We start from the raw sequence: 21059 nt of genomic DNA, 5'->3' as shown, positions 1-21059 counted from the left end.
AATTCATGGACAAATTAATCATTAAAGGTGGTGTCGCGCTGGATGGCGAGATCCGTATTTCCGGTGCCAAAAATGCTGCGTTGCCGATTCTGATGGGCGCGTTGTTAGCTGATTCGCCAGTACGTATAGGCAATGTGCCACATTTACATGACATTACAACCACACTTGAGTTGTTAGGCCGTATGGGGGTAACACTCACCGTTGATGAACGTTCGGGAGTGTTAATTGACCCTTCGACGCTGACGATTACCGAAGCTGCTTATGACTTGGTCAAAACCATGCGGGCATCGATTCTGGTGCTGGGACCTTTACTGGCCCGTTTCGGTAAAGCGGATGTCTCTTTGCCGGGTGGTTGTGCGATTGGTTCGCGTCCTGTGGATTTGCATTTGCGTGGTCTGGAGCAAATGGGCGCAGAAATTAAAGTAGAAAACGGTTATATCCGAGCCACCAGTGGTCAAGGTCTCAAGGGTGCCCATATCTTTATGGATCAGGTCACGGTAACCGGTACTGAAAACCTGATGATGGCGGCAACGCTGGCAAAAGGTACAACCATAATTGAAAATGCGGCGCGAGAACCTGAAGTAGTTGACTTGGCCAAATACTTGAACCAAATGGGCGCGAAAATTACCGGTGCCGGTTCGACAACGATTCAGATTGAAGGGGTCGAAAAACTCAACGGTACTCATTATGCGATTCTTCCGGATCGTATTGAAACAGGTACTTATCTGGTGGCGGCAGCAATTACCCGTGGTCGTGTCAAACTGAAGGATACCGATGCCAATCAGTTGGAAGCGGTTTTGCTCAAGCTGGAAGAAGCTGGAGCAAAAATTGAAATTGGTGAGGATTGGATCACGTTGGATATGGAAGGCAGACGTCCTAAAGCAGTCAATATCCGAACCGCACCTTATCCAGCCTTCCCAACGGATATGCAGGCTCAGTTCACTGCGTTGAACAGTATTGCTGATGGGCAGGCCACTATTGTCGAAACCGTTTTTGAAAATCGCTTTATGCATGTGCAGGAAATGCAGCGTATGGGCGCAAATCTGCAAATTGAAGGCAACACAGTGGTATGCAAGGGACAGGAAAAGCTCACTGCAGCCCCGGTGATGGCAACTGATTTGCGGGCATCAGCCTGTCTGGTGTTGGCAGCTCTGGTGGCTGAAGGAGAAACCCAGGTCGAGCGAATTTATCACATTGATCGTGGTTATGAATGTATAGAAGAAAAACTGCAGCAATTAGGTGCTCGCATCCGCCGTATCCCAACCCAGGCAAGGGTGGCCTCTAATGGCTGAAATGATAACGCTGGCTCTGTCCAAGGGACGTATCTTTGAGGAAACCCTACCGCTTTTAAAGGCGGCTGGTATTGAGCCACTGGATGACCCTGAAAAAAGCCGTAAGCTGATTCTGGAAACCAATCTACCGGATGTCCGACTTATCATTGTGCGTGCCTCAGATGTTCCTACTTATGTTGAATATGGTGGTGCTGATCTGGGCGTGGCAGGTAAAGATGTCTTGATGGAACATCCGGAAGCCGAGCTTTACGAGCCGGTTGATTTGAATATCGCTCGCTGCAAACTGATGACGGCCGGTAAAAAAGATGCTGAAGAGCCACAGGGCCGTTTAAAAGTGGCAACCAAGTTTGTGGAAAGCACCAAGCGTTTTTATGCCGAGCAGGGCCAGCAAGTAGAGATTATCAAGCTTTATGGCTCCATGGAACTGGCACCGCTTGTGGGTATGGCGGATCGGATTGTCGATGTGGTGGATACGGGTAATACATTACGAGCTAATGGTTTGATACCAATGGAACATATCGCGGATATTAGTTCGCGATTGGTGGTCAATAAGGCATCCATGAAAACCAAACATGCGCGTATCCAGCAATTTATTGAGCAGATCCGCAAAGCAGTAAAAGAGCAGGCAAATGATTGAAATAAGTGAATTGAATTTCCAGCAGGCTGATTTCTGGCCAATGCTTTCCGAGTTGTTGGCCTGGGAAGGTGTTTCTGATGCGGCAATAGCCGACACAGTTAGAAATATTCTGGCAGATGTTAAACAGCGTGGTGATCAGGCAGTAGTTGAATACAGCCAACGATTTGATCGGGTTAAAGCCACTGCTATGGCGGAACTGGAAATTCCATTGGAACGGGCTGCAGCGGCATTGGAATCTATCCCTGCTGCACAACGTCAGGCGTTGGAAAAAGCTGCAGAACGTGTACGTCAGTACCATGAACACCAGAAACAGGAATCCTGGCATTACGTAGAGGCTGATGGCACCTTATTAGGTCAACAAGTCACGCCATTGGATCGGGCTGGGCTGTATGTGCCTGGTGGTAAAGCTGCCTATCCTTCATCTGTGTTGATGAATGCTATTCCAGCCAAAGTCGCAGGGGTTCAGGAATTAATCATGGTGGTGCCTACACCGGATGATGAAGTAAATGATCTGGTGTTAGCGGCTGCAGCGATTGCTGGTGTTGATCGCATTTTTGCAATTGGTGGTGCGCAGGCTGTTGCGGCATTGGCTTATGGCACAGAAACGATTCCGCAGGTCGATAAAATTGTCGGCCCGGGTAATATCTTTGTGGCGACAGCAAAAGGCATGGTGTTCGGTACTGTTGGCATCGATATGATTGCCGGACCATCAGAAATTCTGGTGATTTGTGATGGCAAGACCGATCCTGACTGGATTGCCATGGATCTGTTTTCTCAAGCTGAACATGACGAAGATGCTCAATCGATACTGATTTCTCCTGATGCAGCGTTTCTACAGAAGGTGAAAGAATCCATTGCACGTTTGCTACCTACCATGGAACGCAAGGCCATTATTGAAACGTCACTGAATAATCGTGGTGCAATGATTCTGGTCGAGGATATGCAGCAGGCGATAGAAGTCTGCAATTATATTGCGCCAGAACATTTGGAATTGTCTGTTGATGAACCGATGGAAATGGCCAAAAAAATACGTCATGCCGGTGCAATTTTTATGGGACGTTATACGCCTGAAGCATTAGGTGATTACTGTGCCGGACCAAACCATGTATTGCCGACATCCCGAACTGCCCGTTTCAGTTCTCCCCTGGGCGTCTATGACTTTCAAAAACGTTCCAGCCTGATTCAGGTCTCACCACAAGGCGCTCAAAGCCTGGGGCAAGTTGCATCGGTGCTGGCGCGCGGTGAAAGTCTGACAGCACATGCTCGCAGTGCTGAGTATCGGTTACAGGAAAAATAATGAGCCGTTTCTGGAGTGATTTTGTTCATTCATTAGAACCTTATGTGCCGGGTGAACAACCGCGCGGCCATAATCTGGTTAAGCTCAATACCAATGAAAACCCGTTTGGTCCTTCACCCAAAGTACTGGAAGCCATTCGCATGGCTACAACCGAGCGTTTACGTTTGTATCCTGTTCCTGATGGTGGCCCGTTAAAACAGGCAATTGCTGATTACCATAAGGTGCCAGCTGAAAGTGTGTTTGTTGGCAATGGTTCGGATGAAGTCTTGGCACATGTGTTTAATGCTTTTTTCAAGCATGGAAAGCCGATTTTATTTCCGGATATCACTTATAGTTTCTATCCGGTGTATTGTCAGTTATATGAGATTGATTCGGAGTTAGTGCCGTTGAATGCTGACTTTGCAATCGATATCACTGATTATGAACGAGATAACGGCGGTATTATACTGCCCAATCCCAATGCCCCGACCGGCTGTTTATTATCACTGGACGATATTCGTCGGCTGGTGGAAATGAACCGCGACACGGTGGTGGTCATTGATGAGGCGTACATCGATTTTGGTGGAGAAACAGCTATTCCGCTAACTCAGCGTTTCCCTAATCTGCTGGTCACACAAACTCTATCTAAGTCACGTTCCTTGGCAGGTATGCGTATTGGCTTTGCGGTAGGTCATCCAGAGTTGATTGAAGCACTGGTTAGGATAAAGGATAGCTTTAATTCCTATCCGCTAGATAGTCTGGCGATTGCAGCGGGCGTTGCAGCCTATCAGGATGAAACCTACTTTAAACAATGTCAGCAACAGGTTATTACCGAGCGAGAGTGGCTAACCCAGTCTATGACAGAATTGGGTTTTGAGGTTTTGCCTTCGGCAGCGAATTTTGTGTTTGCCAGACATCCACAACACGATGCTGCAACAGTAGCGGCGGGCTTGCGGGAAAAAGGGGTGATTGTTCGTCACTTTAACAAGCCGAGAATTGATCAGTTTTTACGGATCAGTATTGGCAATCACACTGAAAATCAATTATTGATGAGCCAACTGGATTTGCTGGTTTAATCTTCTGCCGCGGTTCCCAACAGTTCACCCAGGCGCTGACGATCCAGTTCATATTGCATATTAAGCGTATCAATTTCAGTTTGTAACTGTTGAATGCTGGACTGATTATTATCAAGTTCCTGTTGCGCAGCTTGCAGGCGACTTTGCAGATTGGCACTGAGACCAATACCACTTAATTCATTATTGGCAGCTTGCTGTTGCACCTGCTGTAATCGTTGCTGTAAACCCTTACGCTTCTTTTTTAATATTTCAATACGTTTTTCTCGGTATTGCAGGTCTTTGTTACGTTCATTAAGCAAATCCTGTTCGGATTGATAGGCAGAAAGCAGGTTATGATCATAAATAGCCTGTTTACGCCGTTTTTCGGCTTCTATTCTGGCGGCTTCTTCAGCCTGTTTTTGTTGCTCGAGCTCCAGTTTTTTCTGTATTTCCCGCTCAGCTATTTCCGCTTCAGTCGGTGCAGGGGGAACCCGTTCAATCACCCGCATCGTTTTCTCATCCAGAATATCGTAACCTTGTTGAGCAACTTCTGCCGGTAACGTTTTGCTTATTGTGGGGATACCGTTTTCGTCAGTAAAACGGTACAGTTGAGCCGCTGATACGGTTGTGGCAATTAATAATGTTGCGCTGAGCATCGAAGCCGCTACAAAGCGTATTGAAATCATTATGTTTTCCCAGAGAGCCTTATTAAATTGAGCTTTATTGAACATTTTATTCTGTTTGTCATTTCTTTGCTGGCAAATACTTTTTCGGCATTAAGTGGTGGCGGTGCAGGATTAATCCAGTTCCCGGTTTTGATATTCCTTGGCTTGACCTTTTCTGTGGCTTTAGCCACCCATAAAGTGGCCAGTGTAGCGTTAGGGGTAGGCGCAGCGTTGCGTTACATCTCTACCAGCCGACTTGAACGTCAGTTTGTGATATTGCTCTTGGTGGCCGGCCTGCCGGGGGTAGTGATCGGCGGCAGTGTGATATTAATGGTACCAGATCGAATCGCAGAGATTGCCCTGGGCGTATTAACCGGATCATTAGGCATATATTCTTTATTTAAACCGGCTTTAGGTCAGTTATATACGCCGTTAAATCGTGAGCGCCATGGTTACCTGATTGGTGCAGTTGTATTGTTTTTTCTGGGCATTCTCAATGGCTCGCTCACTTCGGGAACCGGGCTGTTTGTGACCATATGGCTGATATTATGGTTTGGCATGGATTACCAGCGGGCCGTTGCTTACACGCTGATTCTGGTTGGATTATTTTGGAATGGTGCAGGCGCGATTACATTGGGTATTCTAGGCGAAATACAATGGGACTGGCTTCCTGCGTTACTGTTAGGATCGTTATTGGGTGGTTATCTGGGATCCCATTTGGCGTTGCGTTGGGGCAACCGCTGGATAAAACGCAGCTTTGAAATTGTGACCTTATTAATTGCTATCAGATTAATTTGGGGGCCTTAGGGTCTGTTGATCTTTCATAGCCACAACAGAGGCGGCTATGAAAGATCAACAGACCCTAGACCCCATATCGTTCCCGATAGGCTTTTACCGCAGCTAAATGTTGTTGCAAGTCGGGATGATCCTGCAGATAGCTGAGTAAGTCATTGAGACAGATAATACTGACGACGGGGATCTTATGCGTTTGCTCTACCTGTTGAATAGCGGATAATTCGCCCTGACCACGTTCCTGACGATCGAGTGCAATAATGACACCTGCTGGTTCAGCGCCTGCTGCGCGAATGATATCGACAGATTCTCCTACGGAGGTCCCGGCGGAAATTACATCATCAATTATTAGTACCTTACCATTAAGAGCGGCGCCGACCAGCTGTCCGCCTTCACCATGATCTTTTTTCTCTTTGCGGTTAAATACATAAGGTACATCGCGATCATGCTGGTCGGCCAGTGCGATAACTGCAGTGGATGCTAATGGGATACCTTTATAGGCTGGGCCAAACAACACATCAAAATCAAGCGCGGATTCGGTTATCGCCTGTGCGTAAAAGCGTCCCAGCCGAGCCAGTGTTGCACCGCTGTTAAACAAGCCACTGTTAAAAAAATAAGGGCTGATGCGTCCGGATTTGAGGGTAAATTCACCAAAGCGTAAAACGCCGGTTGCTAAGGCGAATTCGATAAAGTCGCGTTGATAATCTTTCATGAGTTTCCGTTATGAATCAAATAAACAGCTATCTGGCCGAACAGGTTAGGTAATAAGCGAATACCAAGCGTATCTTTATGTTCGTGATTAACGACACTGCGGCTCACCACACTAAAACCATATTGGTCACAGAGCTTTTCAAAATCTTTCAACGTACATAAATGAATATTGGGTGTATCAAACCAGGCATTTGGCAGGTTTTTGGATACCGGCATTTTACCTCGTAACCCTAGTTGAAAACGGCATTGCCAATGTCCGAAATTAGGAAAACCGATAATTCCCTGCTTGCCAACCCGCATGATTTCTCTCAGTAAAAAGTCGGGACGTTTAACGGCCTGAAGGGTTTGTGACAAAATAACAAAATCAAAGCTCTGATCACCGAACTGACTGAGACCTTCATCCAAGTCTGCTTGTATAACGTTGACACCACCGGCAATACATTCGGAAAATTTGCTGTTATCTATTTCCAGCCCATAACCGGTAACATTGCGTTGCTGCAGATGTTTTAACAAAGATCCATTGCCGCAACCCAGATCGAGCACGTGGGCATTGTCTGGGATCCAGTCACTGATAATTTGTAAATCAACCCGTAAAGTCATCAGCTATTCACCTCTTTTGCAACTTGCTGCATATAGCTGGCAAAGATTTCCATATAGCGGGGGATCGGCATTAAAAAAGCATCATGACCCTGCGTGGCTTCAATTTCGGCATAACTTACTGACTTGCCAGCACTGAGCAGGGCATCAACAATTTCCAGAGAGCGTAAAGGTGAAAACCGCCAATCACTGGTAAACGAAATAATCAACGATTTGGCCTGAATGGCTTTGACTGCTTGAGTCAGATCGTCATCAAACTCCTTGGCCGGATCAAAATAATCCAGTGCTTTGGTCATTAATAAATAAGTATTGGCATCAAAGCGTTCTACAAAGCTGGAGCTTTGATAACGTAAATAACTCTCGATCTGGAACTCAACATCATAGCCATACTGAATTTTGCCACTGCGCAGTTCACGACCGAATTTTTCGCCCATGGCTTCATCGGAAAGATAGGTGATATGGCCCAACATTCTGGCCAGTCCCAGCCCCTGTCGTGGAACAGTATCGAATTCCTGATAGCGGCCCTCATGAAATTCAGGATCAGACTTAATGGCAGTTCGGGCCACTTCATTAAACGCAATATTCTGTGCAGATAACTTTGGCGCTGCGGCGATGACCAGTGCATGACCGACCCTCTCGGGCAACGTAATTGCCCAATCCAGGGCTTGCATACCACCCAGACTTCCGCCCACCACCGCAGCCCATTTATGAATACCTAATGAGTCTGCCAGGATCGCCTGACTTTTTACCCAGTCAGCTACCGTCACAATGGGAAAGTCCGGACCATATAATTTGCCGGTTTCAGGATTAATAGTATTAGGACCTGTGGAACCTTTACAACCGCCAAGATTATTCGGACAAACGACAAAAAAATGATTGGTATCAATGGCTTTTCCTGGACCTATCGCCGTATCCCACCAGCCGGGTTTACGTTCTTCCAGAGAATTAAACCCTGCAGCATGATGATCGCCAGACAAAGCGTGGCAGATAAGAACAGCGTTGCTCTTATCGGCATTTAATGTGCCGTAGGTTTCATAAATCAAATCGAACTGTGGCAGCATCCGCCCACAATCCAGCGCCAGCGGCGTATCAATATGCAAATGTGAAGGTGTTACCAATCCGACTGAGTCAGCTGGCAGGGAGTCCGACATAATGTACTGTGTCCTATAAAATTAATACTGGGGGTACGCTGAACCGAGCAGTAAAGGCATCACCAGCATCGACAGAACCTGCAGCCCTAATATGACGACTAATGGCGATAAATCAATGCCACCCATTAACGGCATTCTTTTACGTACTGGATCCAGCAAAGGGGCATTTATTGCCTGAATCAGACTGGCGACCGGATTATATCCTTGAGGAGCCAGCCAGCTAAGCAGTACTTCGATAATAATCGTCACTGTAAACAGGCTGATAAACAGGGAAAATAATTCTGCAGCCGTCAGTAGAACCAGGCCAATAAGGGCGGGCCATGCCCCAGCCAGACTCAGTAGCAACGTCAGTTTGACTAAAGTGACCAGAATCAATAGCAGCAAAACGGCAGAATCAAATTTTCGAGTGCTAGGCATAAAACTGCGTAACGGAGCACAAAGTGGCTCGGTAATTCGGATAATGGTCTGAATCAAAGGATGGGTAAATGAAGTCCTTATCAGCGGTAACAATAACCGTATGGCAACGATATACATATAAAGCTGAAAAAGTGTTTCAATCAGAAACATCAATGGATTTGAAAAATAGCTATTAGGCATGGTCTTGTCCCAGTTCATTGGCCAGCTCTCTTGCGCGCAAAGCCGCCGCCACTAATGCGTTTTCAAATAAGCCATGTAAACCACCATCTTCCAGTTCATGAATAGCTCTTTCAGTCGTGCCGCCGGGAGAGGTGACCTGTTTACGCAAAGTGCTGGCAGATTCGCCACTTTCAAGGGCCATTTTAGCGGCTCCGAATGCGGTTTCCAAACATAACAGTCGCGCGGTTTCCTGGGGTAAGCCAAGTTCAATAGCCGCATTTTCCATCGCTTCCATCACCAGAAAGAAATAGGCCGGGCCGCTGCCGGAAACGGCAGTAACAGCATCCATGTGTTTTTCTTCTTTCAGCCAGATTGCCAAACCACAGGCACGCAAGATGGATTCCGCCAATTCATGCTGCTGGTGGCTAACATATTCATTTGCAAACAGCGCGGTAGCGCCGGCTTCCACCAACGCTGGCGTATTGGGCATTGCACGCACAATCGCAGCCTGTGGTTTATCCAGCCAACGGCTAATATCTTCAATACGGATGCCGGCGGCAATTGAAATCAGTAATTGCTTTTCTTGCCAGGAAGAATGAAGCGCTTTAACAACCTCTTGCAGTTGCTGAGGTTTGACAGCAATAATAATGACATCAGCACCTTCGATAGCATGTTGGTTGCTGGTAAACGTCTGCACAGGATATTGACGGTTAAGTGACTCAAGTGTTGCGGCATTTTTATCAGCAACGTGGATATCTTCAGCTGACATGCCATTGGCGATTAAGCCACCAATTAAACTGCGCGCCATATTTCCACCGCCGATAAAGGCGAGCTTGCAAGGTATCATTTAAACTTTCTCCATTGGGACGGACTCTTCAACACTGTAGTGTACTGGTTATTGTTTATTGGGTGTATGTCTCTCACCAAACAGCGCCGTCCCAATCCGGACCATGGTGCTGCCTTGCGAGATAGCTGGCTGCATATCAGCTGACATCCCCATTGATAAAGTATCAACGGTAGCGTGGTTGGTTTTAAGTTGAGAAAAAAGTTGCTGCGCCCGGGCAAAGGCATCGAGCTGTTGTTCAACCGTTTCTGCAATTGCCGGAATGATCATTAAACCCCGCAACCGAATATTTTTCAGTTGGCTTACTGCAGCAGCGAGTTCCATTAAACCGTCGGCATGAACACCTGCCTTGCTGGCTTCATCATCAATATTGACTTGCAGACAAATATTCAAAGGCGGTTTTTCAGTAGGTCGCTGGTCAGATAACCGTTGCGCAATTTTAAGCCTGTCCACACTCTCGACCCAATCAAAGTTGGCAGCAATGTCACGGGTTTTGTTGGATTGAACTGGGCCGATAAAATGCCATTCCAGTTGTAAATCTGCTAATTCTGCGATTTTTTGTAAGGCTTCCTGCAGGTAGTTTTCACCAAAGCGTATCTGTCCTGCTTCAGCTAGCTCACGTAGCCGGGATGCCGGCCAGGTTTTGCTTACAGCAAGCAATTTCACTGAGCCTGGGGAGCGATTAGCCTGTTGTTCTGCCAATTTGATGAAGTTCATCACAGATTGCAGACGTGTTTTTGAATTTGTCATGTTGCAAGCCAGTCTGGAGCGCGCTACCTTTAACAGTATTCGCTATGTTGTCATCGACATGTAGCCATCATTATCGAATTAAGGAATGTGCATGGATATTACTGAATTGCTGACCTTTAGTGCAAAAAACAATGCATCCGATTTGCACATCTCTTCTGGTGAGCCGCCAATGATTCGGGTTGATGGCGATATAAAACGCATCAATTTGCCTGCTATGGAACACAAAGAAGTGCATGCCATGATATATGACATCATGAATGACCGTCAGCGTAAGGATTTTGAAGAGTTTCTGGAGGCAGACTTTTCGTTTGAGATTCCCAATCTGGCGCGTTTCCGGGTCAATGTGTTTAATCAGAACCGGGGGCAGCCGCGGTTTTCCGGACCATACCTTCAACGGTGCTGACACTGGAAGAATTGGGTGCCCCCGAGATTTTCAAACAGATTTCCGACAATAATCGCGGTATTGTGCTGGTCACTGGACCGACTGGTTCCGGTAAGTCGACCACGTTGGCTGCAATGATTAATTATCGTAATGAAAAAGATAACGAACATATACTAACCATTGAAGACCCGATTGAATTTGTACACCGCAGTAAGAAATGTCTAATCAATCAACGTGAAGTGCATCGTGACACCCATGGCTTCAGTGAGGCATTACGCAGTGCTTTGCGGGAAGATCCTGACATAATTCTGGTCGGGGAATTACGTGATCTGGAAACCATTCGTCTGGCACTGACTGCCGCGGAAACCGGTCACCTGGTATTTGGCACCCTGCATACCTCATCAGCGGCAAAAACCATAGACCGTATTATTGATGTGTTTCCGGCGGCGGAAAAGGATATGGTACGTTCCATGTTGTCAGAATCCTTACGTGCGGTTATTTCCCAGACGCTATTGAAGAAAGTCGGAGGGGGGCGCATTGCGGCACATGAAATTATGATTGGTACGCCGGCTATCCGTAATCTGATTCGTGAAGATAAAGTCCCGCAAATGTATTCTTCAATTCAAACAGGTGGTGCCTTAGGAATGCAGACATTGGATCAGTGTTTACAGGATTTGGTACGTCGTCAGCAAATTACCAAGCATGAAGCATTACCCCGTGCCGTGAACAAGGATCTGTTCCGTTAGGAGATCATGATGGAAATAGTCACTATTCTTAAAGCTGCGGTAAAACACGAAGCCTCAGATATTTTTATTACTTCAGGCCGTCCAGCCACCTTGAAAGTAAATGGCCGTATGGCAACACTTTCGCAGGAACCTTTAACTGAAGAAGAAGCCCGTGAATTGGTATTGAGCACCATGAACGATGAACAAAAACGTACTTTTGAACGCGATAAGGAATGTAATTACGCTATCGATACCAAAGGTGCCGGCCGTTTTCGAGTCAGTGCACTGTATCAGCGCAGTCGAATCGCTATGGTCTTGCGTCTGGTAAAAGGGGAAATCCCCACCATTGAAGAACTTCATGTTCCTGAAATCATTAAAGAACTTGCAATGACCAAGCGTGGCCTGGTGATGTTTGTGGGGGCCACCGGAAGTGGTAAGTCAACCACACTGGCGGCGATGATTGGTTATCGTAATCAAAACAGTACCGGTCACATTTTAACGATTGAAGACCCGATTGAATTTGATCATAAACACGCAGGATGTGTCGTCACGCAGCGAGAAGTGGGGGTGGATACCGACTCCTACGAAGTGGCATTGAAAAATTCATTGCGACAGGCTCCAGATGTCATTATGATTGGTGAAATCAGAAGTCGTGATACTATGGATTACGGTATTTCATTTGCTGAAACCGGTCACCTGTGTTTATCAACCCTTCACGCCAATAATGCCAATCAGGCGATGGAAAGGGTTATTAACTTTTTTCCGGAAGACCGGCACCAGCAATTATTTCTTGATTTGTCTCTCAACCTTAAAGCTGTTGTGGCACAACGGCTGATTCCAAAAAAAGATGGTTCAGGACGGGCGGTGGCAGTTGAAGTCCTGCTCAATACGCCATTAATTGGAGATTTGCTCGAAAAGGGTAAGGTTGCGGAAATCAAGGATGTTATGAAACGTTCTCGGGAATTGGGGATGCAAACGTTCGATCAGTCTTTATATGATTTGTATAAAGCTGGAGAAATCTCATATGAAGACGCATTGCGAAATGCTGATTCAAGTAATGAAGTAAGGTTGATGATCAAGTTAGGCTCGGAAACTGGTGAACTCCCTGTGGACGCTGGTGCCCAAGCTTTATCCCTAGAAATGGAAAGCGACCCAATGGATAGCCGCTTTTAATTTTCAGGGACATAACTAAGATTAAATATGCCTTTTTTTTAATATGTTACACTCCAAATGTAAATCGTATTATTATGATATCTGAATCTGAACACATGGATTAACCACCGTGTCAGCCAAGATATCAAGAAACGATTACCAACTAAGCAATAAATCTAAAGGAACTAAAACTATGAATATTACAGTTAAATTAACGGCAGCATTGCTGACGATTGGTTTGCTGGCTGGTTGTGCAGGTCCAAACCAGCGTGCGTATCAAGATTATACTTTGTGTTCTGCTCTTGGCGGTGCCGTTGGTGGCGCAGCAGTCGGTGCAGCGGCAAGTGGTGGCTCTGGTGCTGTAGGTGGCGCTGCAGTCGGTGCAATGTTGGCATTATTACTTTGCCCAACTGATGAAGCCCAGGCAGAAGAAGTAGCAGCAGAAAAAATGATGTGTGAGCATGAGCCAGTTCCAGGTGCATTGCTTGATGCCAATGGTTGTGCAATGGATTCAGACAATGATGGTGTTGTCGATGGTATCGATATGTGTGCTAACACACCAGCTGGTGTAACAGTTGATGATGTTGGTTGCCCAATTGATTCAGACAGAGATGGTGTAGCGGATTACAAAGATCTTTGCCCAAATACGCCAGAAGGTGTAATCGTTGACCAAGATGGATGTCCAATCGCCGGTGAAACCATTCTGTCATTGAATGACGTTCACTTTGAATTTGATAAAGCAACACTAACTCCTGAAGCTCAATCAACTCTTGATGAAGCAGTAGATGCTTTGTTGAACAGTGATGAAGTGGTTGAAGTACGTGTTGAAGGTCATACAGATAGTATTGGTACTGAAGCATATAACCAAAACTTATCACAACGTCGTGCAGAGTCAGTGGTTGACTATCTCACGTCAAAAGGTGTTAATGGCAACAACCTGATTCCAGTTGGTATGGGTGAAAATCATCCAATCGCTAACAATGAAACTGATGCAGGTCGTGCTCTTAACCGTCGTGTTGATTTTGTTGTTAACCCATAATAACTAGAACTTTAGTTGAAATGAAAAAGGCCCTTAACCGGGCCTTTTTTGTGTCTGCTGTTTTGAGTGAAGTGGTAAAGAAGGTACTTTGAGTTGCAACTAAATGATTCGTTTTAAAACGCTGAAGCGTTGAAAATTTTACATTTCACCATGTTATTTCTACCACGGTTTAGTGCATCTTTATTTTTAAAATTTCCAGATTTAATATGGAAAACAGATACATATCATCTTGGCATGATTTCTGTAATATTCCTTGTGACTGATATTTTTGCTGAAACTGCATTGAGCTTTATTGCAATTATTTAAAGTTTATTTCAGCAAAAGCCTTTGGTAATAAATAAAGAGCAACAAGCCCTAGGTATCAGATTTTTTAGAGCAACAAGGAGAAAAAAATGAATACAGATATTGCAGAAGGTAAATGGACTCAAGTTAAAGGTAAGCTTCGTGAAAGCTGGGGTGACTTAACTGATGATGAAATTGAACAAACAAAAGGTAATGCCCAGCAATTGGTTGGTCTCCTGCAGGAGCGATATGGCCTGGCAAAAGATCAGGCAGAAAAGGAAGTTGAAGCGCTTACCAAATAGAACGCTTTTTGCTGGATTCCACTAGCTCCAAAGACGCCGAAAGGCGTCTTTTTTGTTAAACATGAATATTTTCCTGATAAAGCTTGTAATTTATTCATGATTATTAAAGTATTTAAAGTGGGAGAGTTGAGTAACCCCATGAATTTATTTGGTTTATATACTTGGCATGGTTATAGCACCTGTTTAGTGAGTGACATTAAATCAATTAGGAGATAAATGATGAAAATTAAAATGAACCATTTAGCAATTTTGACCGCAGCTACCTTAGTTACTACCCCTGTGCTAGCAAATGACTGGCAAGGTGAGGCTAATGATGCTTGGCTGGATGGCAAATTAGAAACATCATTATTGCTGAACACCGAACTGAATAATTTTAAAATTGATACGGATATTGAAAGTGGGGTTGCAGTTTTAAGTGGTGAAGTGAACAACCAGACGCAAAAAGAGCTGGCTGGTGAAATTGCAAAAAATATTGAAGGTATCTCTGAGGTTAAAAATAACCTGACGGTAGATAAAAACTATCGTAATGAAGATAACAACGATGATAAATCTTTTAGCCGTGCATGGCATGATATGACTGTAACTGCCGGACTTAAGATGGAGCTTGCTGCTCATGATGAGCTTGAAGCCACTGCCATTGAAGTCTCAACCGACAATGGCGTTGTCACATTGAAAGGTAACGTGAAAAATGAGGCCGAAAAAGATCTGGCGGTCGAAATGGCGAAAGGTTATGACAAGGTTGTTGAAGTCAAAGATGAACTCGTTGTAACAAACTGAATGTCACATGTTGAATAACAGAGATCAGCAACTTATTCAGGAGTTGAAGAGTATCTGTGCAGATGGACGCAACTTCTACGATATGACCGCAAGGAAAGTGGTCAGCAGTGAAATAAGAATGTTGTTGCGTGAAATGGCTCTGGTACGGGCTGAAATTGTTGACGATATTAACAAGCGTTTTGCCGGGCTCAAGGATACTCAGCCTTCCAATAGTGAGTTAGCGTTAACAATGCGGGCAATCTACAAAGTTGCATATGGAACATGTGAGGATGTAATTGATAAAGATTGTCTTGCTGATTTGGAATCAATGGAAATGCATTCATTGGAAATTTTTAAAATTTATGTAAGAAGAATGCACGATCGGCAAATGTCATCTTATCTTGCAGGCCATCTGGCGAATATACAATTAAGTCAGGATCGTTTGCTAAGATTAAAAAGTGATAAACGACATCATCGCCGCATAGGTTGACTAATCAGCTATTCCATAAAAGAGGTTGAAACATTAAGTTTCAACCTCTTTATCTATGTTAAGAAATCTATAAAATCCGCATGTTAGACTCGAATTTAATTATTATTTAAAAACGGGTCTTATGCCAAAATTACTGTTAATCACAACTGATGAAATCTTATCAGCGAAATTGAGCAAACTGCTTTCTGCCTGTAACTTTAGTTTAGTTCAGGTTGCAGACTTGAGTGAGCAAGATTATCAAGCAGATTTGGTTATCTATGCCCCCCAAAAAGCCACTGAGTCTGACTATAAATTATTCGAAACACATCCTTTGCAAACTACTGCTGACTGGATTTTATTAAGTGACGGTTTACCCAATAAATGGTTGGACTTAATGATGAGTAAAGGGGGGCTTATCATTTTCGACAGATGAGCGACTTCACCCCCTCATTGAAGTGGCCCAGGAATTTGCTACAGAATTCAAACAGCTGAAAAAAAACCGTCAGACTGCCACACTTACCTCCACACTTGATCAATATGGCTCGCTTCTGGGCTCCTCTGCTGCTATGCATAAGCTTTATCGTTTGATACGACGTGTCAGCCAGACAGATGCCAGTGTATTTCTGATAGGCGAAAGTGGCTGTGGTAAAGAAGTTGCTGCCAGAACAATTCATGAACAAAGTGAAAGAGCTAACGAACCGATGGTTTCAGTCAATTGTGCGGCGTTGGCTGCAGATCTTATTGAAAGCGAATTATTTGGTCATGAGAAAGGTGCGTTTACCGGGGCAGTAAACCAACATATCGGCTTTTTTGAACAAGGCGGCAACGGCACGTTATTACTGGATGAAATCACTGAGATGCCTCTGGCATTACAAAGTAAACTGCTGAGAGTATTGGAAAGTGGTGAGTTTCGTCGAGTAGGAAGTGATGTGGTGCGGCAATCCAAAGTAAGGATTATTGCCGCGACCAATCGTGAACCAGAAGAAGCGATTGAAGCCGGTTTTCTGCGTGAGGATCTCTATTTTCGTCTGGCACATTTTCCCATCAAACTTCCTCCGTTACGGCAGCGGGACAATGATGTCATTGAGCTGGCCAAACATTTCCTCGCTTACCGAAATGAAGCGACAAATTCAGGCAAAGTATTTTCCGATGATGTACTGGATATTTTTGCTCAATATAGTTGGCCGGGAAATGTCAGAGAGCTTAAACATTGTGTTGAACGGGCGCATATATTGGCAGAAGATGTAATAACCGTTGATGATCTACCTGATTTTGGCAACGGCCACTCTGCAATAGAAAATGATATCGGGCCCGGTACTTCGATTAAAGATGCTGAAAAAAGCCTGATTCTGTCGACATTAGAAGCCTGTCAGCAAAATAAAACCAAGGCAGCCAAGCAGCTTGGCATTACCGTTAAGACTTTATATAACAAACTTGATCAATATGGCCAATTAGAACCCAATATTCATGCAGGGGCTGAATCAAACTGATAACGCGTGGCCAGAGAAGAGAGTTAAGTAAAAATTGGTGCGCCTGACAGGAATTGAACCTGTGACCTTCGGCTTCGGAATGCAAAAAAATACCTCCAGATATTTCAACAAAAAATGACATTGAAATACAGCTATAGATATTAAATGTATGTAAGTATATGTTTTTAAATTAGTTTTAAATCTACCATTTTACGACAAATAAGACCATTTAATGGTTAGGTCTAACAGCTATTGATTCAACGAAATCCATGAATGTCGGAAAGTTTGTCACGCTCTATTTTCAAAATAACGACCTTTAGCCAACTTTTGCAATGTCAGATTTATATGGATTTCCCAAAAATGTCTAAGTATTTTTTCAACCTTTTCCACTAGGGTGTTTGCGAAAACCTTCAATCTTGTTTTTGGATATTGGATCGGAAGCAGACCAAAGTTAAAGGAGTTATAATCAGTATGAGTTAGTTTGAATACTTGCATACTGATGTCTCATAAGGAGGTGAAAAATGCTGATTGCTTTGATGATTTTGTTAGTTGGTTTAGCTTTGTATTGGCCAATCAAGATCCATGCTCGCAATAGTGGTCAGACTTTGCTTAAAAGCGCTATCACCGATCCCGCCTCGATTGGTCTCGCTGGATTTGTATTGGCCGGGGCAGCTATCATGTTAACCGCTCCATTCTGGCCGTCCTTTGAGCTGCACAGATCAGGACTCTTGATGTTTACATTGGGCTGCGGCTTCAGCTTTCTATTCTCATTCGCTGTTATTTATGACGATATACAGGACAGGAAACAAGAAAAGCGTCCTTACCGTTCGATGTATAAACGCCTCCAGACAATGCGAAAAAGCAAACAGCTCTAGTTTGTGTATTCCAAATATGGAAGCCTAACTCTACTCCAACAACTTTACAGGCCAGCACCAGAACGAAACTTGGTGTTTGACTTGCGCGATCGAAGACGGGTTCTACCCCGATTTTGGGGACACTTCAAAGAAGCCTGATAATGGGCAAAAGGAGTGTTTATGTCGAAGAGAAGAAAGTTAATCTGTTCATATGAATACCTCTCAATATGCAAAATGGTTAAATGTTCGAATGATGTCGTTCTCCGAGATATTCAAGATTTAGTTAATTGAAAAATATTTCTTCTGAACTCGGGAGGTAGTCGGAGTAGAAATGATCTGCTCCCCACTTTCTAATCCATAAAGAACTTAGTAATGTTCATCACTGAAAAGGAAGATGAGCATGAAAAAATGATTTACAGAAGAGCAAATCATTCAGATTTTGAAAGTGGCAGAAGCGGGGCTCTCCGTGAAGGAGTTATGTCGGAAATACGCTATTTCCGATGCGACGTTCTACACCTAGCAAAAAAATACGCTGGTCTGGCAGTCTCCGAGGCCCGTCGTCTCAAAGGCCTTGAACAAGAAAACGCCCAGCTCAAAAAATTACTTGCCGAATCCATGCTGGACAATGAAGCCCTCAAGGTGGCGTTGAACCGAAAGTACTGACCGTCAGGAATAAGCGGGAGGCGGTGCGCGCGATGCTGTCACAAACAGCTATTTCTGAGCGAAGAGCCTGTTCCCTAGTCGGTCTGAACCGCGCCACCATGCGATACCAAAGCCAGTCAACACAAGAAACTGACTTGGTACAACGTATTAAAGCGATTGCCTTTGAAGGTTATCGGCGAGTGTATCAGCTATTACGTCGAGAGGGACGCCATGTGAACCACAAGAAAGTTTATCGGTTGTATCGAGAAGCTGGATTGGCGGTACGTAAACGAAAACGACGCAAAGGTCTCATGGTGGGGCGTCAGCCTTTATTGCTACCAGACAGCCCCAACCATACCTGGTCGATGGATTTTGTGATGGACTCACTCGCCCATGGTCGGCGCATGAAGTGCTTGACCATCGTTGATGACTTTAGCAAAGAATGTCTAGATATACCGATTGCACATGGAATATCCGGTGAACAGGTCGCACGAACACTGAACACTATTGCTGCCTTTAGAGGCTATCCGGTGGCATTAATAACTGATCAGGGACCAGAATTTACCGGAAAAGCGCTTGACCAGTGGGCATATGAAAATGGTGTTGAATTGAAGCTAATACAACCAGGAAAGCCATGCAAAATGGTTATATCGAGAGTTTCAACGGTAAGTTTCGGGATGAATGTTTAAATAAGCACTGGTTTAGTGATCTGGCCCATGCCAGAGAGCTGATCAATCAATGGCGAATTGACTACAATGAAAACCGGCCACATTCGTCACTTGGCTATCAAACGTCATTGGAGTTTGCTACAGCCCCTTCGCCAAATTGATTGAAAACCACGGGTATTACTTAGCTGAAGTTGGATTAGGTGTTGGAGGTGCTCACAAGTCTATAGTGAGCAATTGGTGATAGGCCTTTGATCTCCAAACAGCAAAATCGACAATATGTTGTGTTACCTTATGGACTACTTTCTTCCTGACAACAGACTATCAATGCCTCATGCAATAAAACAAACCCTGCTGGTATTCATGTTGTTGCTGGGGATGACAATCCTCTGGCGATTCCTAGCTGATGCTGGCTATTTAAATGAAGCTGCATTGCTGAACCACACCGCATATATAAGACAGTTTGAGTATTCCCTGTGGAGTTTGATTGGTATCACTTTATTGTATGTGGCATTGCTGGCGATTATGTTTCCACTGACCATTCTGGTGGTCACAACCGGAATGCTTTTTAGTACGGAATGGGCAATATTCTGTGCCACATTGGCTACATTAAGCTCTTCAGCAACAGGCTATATTGTTGGACATTGGGTTGGGCGTGAAACCATCGAAAAACATGGTGGCGAAATGGTTCGTAGAGCAGAAAAGTATATCCAGCAAAATAGTTTCAATAGTATGGTATTGATTAATCTCTTGCCCGTTGCCCCATTTACCATGACCAACATGCTCGCCGGTGCTTTCCGGCTCGATTTTCCCCGCTACATGCTAGGCTCAGCAGTGGGCATTATCCCCGGTTTGATATTAGTGATTGCATTTGGTGGGCAGTTGAGCAAGCTGATCGTTGCAAATGAAAACGGATTACCTTGGTCAGCCATCCTAATCGCGATTTCACTGGTTATTGTATTGGTTGGATTGCTAGTTTATTTGCACAAGCGCTTTAATAGATAACCAAAAACAAACGGCTATCAAGAAGATGATCGATGATAGGTTGCTAAGACTTCACCATAAAATTTATCAATATTCTGGGCAAAAATGTCACAGTCGTGTTGGCGTGCAAATTCGATAGCTTGTTTTGAAAGTTTTTCTCGTAAAACGTTATCTTCGATGAGTAATTTAAGTTTGCTATTCCACAGTTCAATATCATCTAGCGTTTTAAAACCTGTTTGCCCCTCAACTATTGCATCATCAATTCCACTTGAACGAATGGCAACAACCGGTAGACCGGCTGACATAGCCTCTAAAATCACCATGCCTTGTGTTTCAGACTTTGAAGCAAAGACGAAGATGTCTGCCATTTGATAATAGCCAGGGATATTTTCAGGTGAAACAGCGCCAACAAGCTGGATGCTTTTTTGCAGACCTGTCTCGGTAATTCGGTTTTCGAGATAGTGACGATCATCGCCTTCCCCAACAATTACCAATTCAACGTGATTTTGAGTTTGTTGATCCAGGCTGGCAATTGCATCAATAAGAAACTTCACATTTTTTTCTTTGCCAAGACGTGAAACGCTTACAAGCACCAGTTGTTTTTGTTCAATGCCGAGTTGTTTTTTTAATGCTACCGGTGTCAGCCTATGTGGACTATTAAAGCGCATAAAATCAACGCCACTTGGTTGCACACAAATACGGCTTTTCACCCCGACTAGACGCAAATACTCCTCGGTGGAATAGGTGGGCACAACGACACCATCACATTTATTACAGAAGCGACGAATGATTAAGTGGGAGATAACATTTCGGAATAACGCACCTGGTAATGGAACATAATGCGCATACATTTCGAGCCTGGTATGGTACGTGTAAATAATTGGACACTTATAGCGTTTAGCGAACCATAAACCCACTGAGCCAAGCCAGAAAGGGTGGGGTTCTACCCTGATTTTGCGGACACTTCAAAGAAGCCTGATAATGGGCAAAAG

The 21059-nt window shown here is 44.5% G+C and carries 22 protein-coding genes and 2 pseudogenes; 16 read left to right on the top strand and 8 right to left on the bottom strand.

Annotation, left to right across the window (positions count from 1 at the left end; all coding sequences use genetic code 11):
• Nucleotides 1-5: 5 nt before the first annotated feature.
• From murA to hisC, 4 genes are read left to right on the top strand one after another with little or no spacing between them, the layout of a single operon-like run.
• Complete coding sequence (murA, locus tag AC08OG_RS14000; protein WP_292356545.1) at nt 6-1292, top strand: UDP-N-acetylglucosamine 1-carboxyvinyltransferase; 1287 nt, start codon at nt 6-8, stop codon at nt 1290-1292.
• Complete coding sequence (gene hisG / locus AC08OG_RS13995) at nt 1285-1929, top strand: ATP phosphoribosyltransferase (protein ID WP_292356543.1); 645 nt, start codon at nt 1285-1287, stop codon at nt 1927-1929. Before murA ends, hisG begins: the two co-directional genes overlap by 8 nt.
• The gene (hisD, locus tag AC08OG_RS13990; RefSeq protein WP_482929763.1) at nt 1922-3226 is read left to right on the top strand and encodes a histidinol dehydrogenase; all 1305 of its coding nucleotides are present in this window, start codon (nt 1922-1924) and stop codon (nt 3224-3226) included. The genes hisG and hisD overlap by 8 nt, the downstream gene beginning before the upstream one ends.
• Entirely contained in the window at nt 3226-4281 is a 1056-nt protein-coding gene (gene hisC, locus AC08OG_RS13985) for a histidinol-phosphate transaminase (RefSeq protein WP_292356539.1), read from the top strand. The genes hisD and hisC overlap by 1 nt, the downstream gene beginning before the upstream one ends.
• On the opposite strand, the gene AC08OG_RS13980 is transcribed toward hisC, so the two are convergent.
• Nucleotides 4278-4946: a DUF4124 domain-containing protein gene (locus AC08OG_RS13980; RefSeq protein ID WP_482929762.1), complete on the bottom strand. Its 669-nt coding sequence runs from the start codon at nt 4944-4946 to the stop codon at nt 4278-4280. The two genes, hisC and AC08OG_RS13980, sit on opposite strands and share 4 nt — an antisense overlap.
• A 27-nt stretch (nt 4947-4973) precedes the next feature.
• Here AC08OG_RS13980 and AC08OG_RS13975 point away from each other — a divergent pair, with 27 nt between their 5' ends.
• Entirely contained in the window at nt 4974-5732 is a 759-nt protein-coding gene (locus AC08OG_RS13975; RefSeq protein WP_292356535.1) for a sulfite exporter TauE/SafE family protein, read from the top strand.
• A gap of 55 nt (nt 5733-5787) precedes the next feature.
• Here the strand turns inward: AC08OG_RS13975 and pyrE are convergent, their stop codons facing one another.
• The 6 genes from pyrE to AC08OG_RS13945 are packed head-to-tail and all read right to left on the bottom strand — an operon-like array spanning nt 5788 to nt 10346.
• On the bottom strand, nt 5788-6429 hold the full coding sequence (gene pyrE / locus AC08OG_RS13970) for an orotate phosphoribosyltransferase (protein WP_439504012.1): 642 nt from the start codon (nt 6427-6429) through the stop codon (nt 5788-5790).
• On the bottom strand, nt 6426-7028 hold the full coding sequence (gene metW, locus AC08OG_RS13965; RefSeq protein ID WP_292356531.1) for a methionine biosynthesis protein MetW: 603 nt from the start codon (nt 7026-7028) through the stop codon (nt 6426-6428). Before metW ends, pyrE begins: the two co-directional genes overlap by 4 nt.
• Nucleotides 7028-8176, bottom strand: a complete 1149-nt coding sequence (gene metX / locus AC08OG_RS13960) for a homoserine O-succinyltransferase MetX (protein ID WP_292356529.1) — start codon at nt 8174-8176, stop codon at nt 7028-7030. The genes metW and metX overlap by 1 nt, the downstream gene beginning before the upstream one ends.
• A 21-nt stretch (nt 8177-8197) precedes the next feature.
• A complete protein-coding gene (locus tag AC08OG_RS13955; protein ID WP_292356527.1) occupies nt 8198-8773 on the bottom strand; it encodes a YggT family protein in 576 nt (191 codons plus the stop codon).
• Complete coding sequence (proC, locus tag AC08OG_RS13950) at nt 8766-9599, bottom strand: pyrroline-5-carboxylate reductase (RefSeq protein ID WP_292356525.1); 834 nt, start codon at nt 9597-9599, stop codon at nt 8766-8768. Before proC ends, AC08OG_RS13955 begins: the two co-directional genes overlap by 8 nt.
• Nucleotides 9600-9647: 48 nt before the next feature.
• Complete coding sequence (locus AC08OG_RS13945) at nt 9648-10346, bottom strand: YggS family pyridoxal phosphate-dependent enzyme (RefSeq protein WP_292356523.1); 699 nt, start codon at nt 10344-10346, stop codon at nt 9648-9650.
• 91 nt (nt 10347-10437) lie between these two features.
• Here AC08OG_RS13945 and AC08OG_RS13940 point away from each other — a divergent pair.
• The 11 genes and pseudogenes from AC08OG_RS13940 (at nt 10438) to AC08OG_RS13890 (ending at nt 20088) form a co-directional block, all read left to right on the top strand.
• Nucleotides 10438-11474: pseudogene (locus tag AC08OG_RS13940) on the top strand (type IV pilus twitching motility protein PilT).
• A 9-nt stretch (nt 11475-11483) separates the two neighbouring features.
• Nucleotides 11484-12626, top strand: coding sequence for a PilT/PilU family type 4a pilus ATPase (locus AC08OG_RS13935; protein WP_292356520.1), 1143 nt, complete (start codon nt 11484-11486; stop codon nt 12624-12626).
• 172 nt (nt 12627-12798) lie between these two features.
• On the top strand, nt 12799-13644 hold the full coding sequence (locus AC08OG_RS13930) for an OmpA family protein (protein ID WP_292401243.1): 846 nt from the start codon (nt 12799-12801) through the stop codon (nt 13642-13644).
• A gap of 392 nt (nt 13645-14036) precedes the next feature.
• Nucleotides 14037-14228 carry a CsbD family protein gene (locus AC08OG_RS13925; protein WP_292401240.1) on the top strand — a complete coding sequence of 64 codons (192 nt, stop codon included), beginning with the start codon at nt 14037-14039 and terminating at the stop codon, nt 14226-14228.
• A gap of 216 nt (nt 14229-14444) precedes the next feature.
• Nucleotides 14445-15005 (top strand): BON domain-containing protein, encoded by a 561-nt coding sequence (locus tag AC08OG_RS13920; RefSeq protein ID WP_292401237.1) that lies wholly within the window; start codon nt 14445-14447, stop codon nt 15003-15005.
• 7 nt (nt 15006-15012) lie between these two features.
• Entirely contained in the window at nt 15013-15474 is a 462-nt protein-coding gene (locus AC08OG_RS13915) for a hypothetical protein (RefSeq protein ID WP_292401234.1), read from the top strand.
• Nucleotides 15475-15595: 121 nt separating this feature from the next.
• Entirely contained in the window at nt 15596-15886 is a 291-nt protein-coding gene (locus tag AC08OG_RS13910) for a hypothetical protein (RefSeq protein ID WP_482929761.1), read from the top strand.
• Nucleotides 15887-15908: 22 nt separating this feature from the next.
• Entirely contained in the window at nt 15909-16943 is a 1035-nt protein-coding gene (locus AC08OG_RS13905; protein ID WP_482929760.1) for a sigma-54 interaction domain-containing protein, read from the top strand.
• A 500-nt stretch (nt 16944-17443) separates the two neighbouring features.
• Nucleotides 17444-17797: a hypothetical protein gene (locus AC08OG_RS13900; RefSeq protein ID WP_014705922.1), complete on the top strand. Its 354-nt coding sequence runs from the start codon at nt 17444-17446 to the stop codon at nt 17795-17797.
• Nucleotides 17798-18203: 406 nt separating this feature from the next.
• A pseudogene (locus tag AC08OG_RS13895) lies at nt 18204-19247 on the top strand (IS3 family transposase).
• Between the two features lie 163 nt (nt 19248-19410).
• Nucleotides 19411-20088, top strand: a complete 678-nt coding sequence (locus tag AC08OG_RS13890; RefSeq protein ID WP_014705925.1) for a TVP38/TMEM64 family protein — start codon at nt 19411-19413, stop codon at nt 20086-20088.
• A gap of 17 nt (nt 20089-20105) precedes the next feature.
• On the opposite strand, the gene AC08OG_RS13885 is transcribed toward AC08OG_RS13890, so the two are convergent.
• Complete coding sequence (locus AC08OG_RS13885; RefSeq protein ID WP_482930556.1) at nt 20106-21020, bottom strand: glycosyltransferase; 915 nt, start codon at nt 21018-21020, stop codon at nt 20106-20108.
• Nucleotides 21021-21059 lie beyond the last annotated feature (39 nt).

The organism is Methylophaga sp. F7, assembly GCF_056863975.1.
This window is presented reverse-complemented; position numbering and strand designations above follow the sequence as displayed.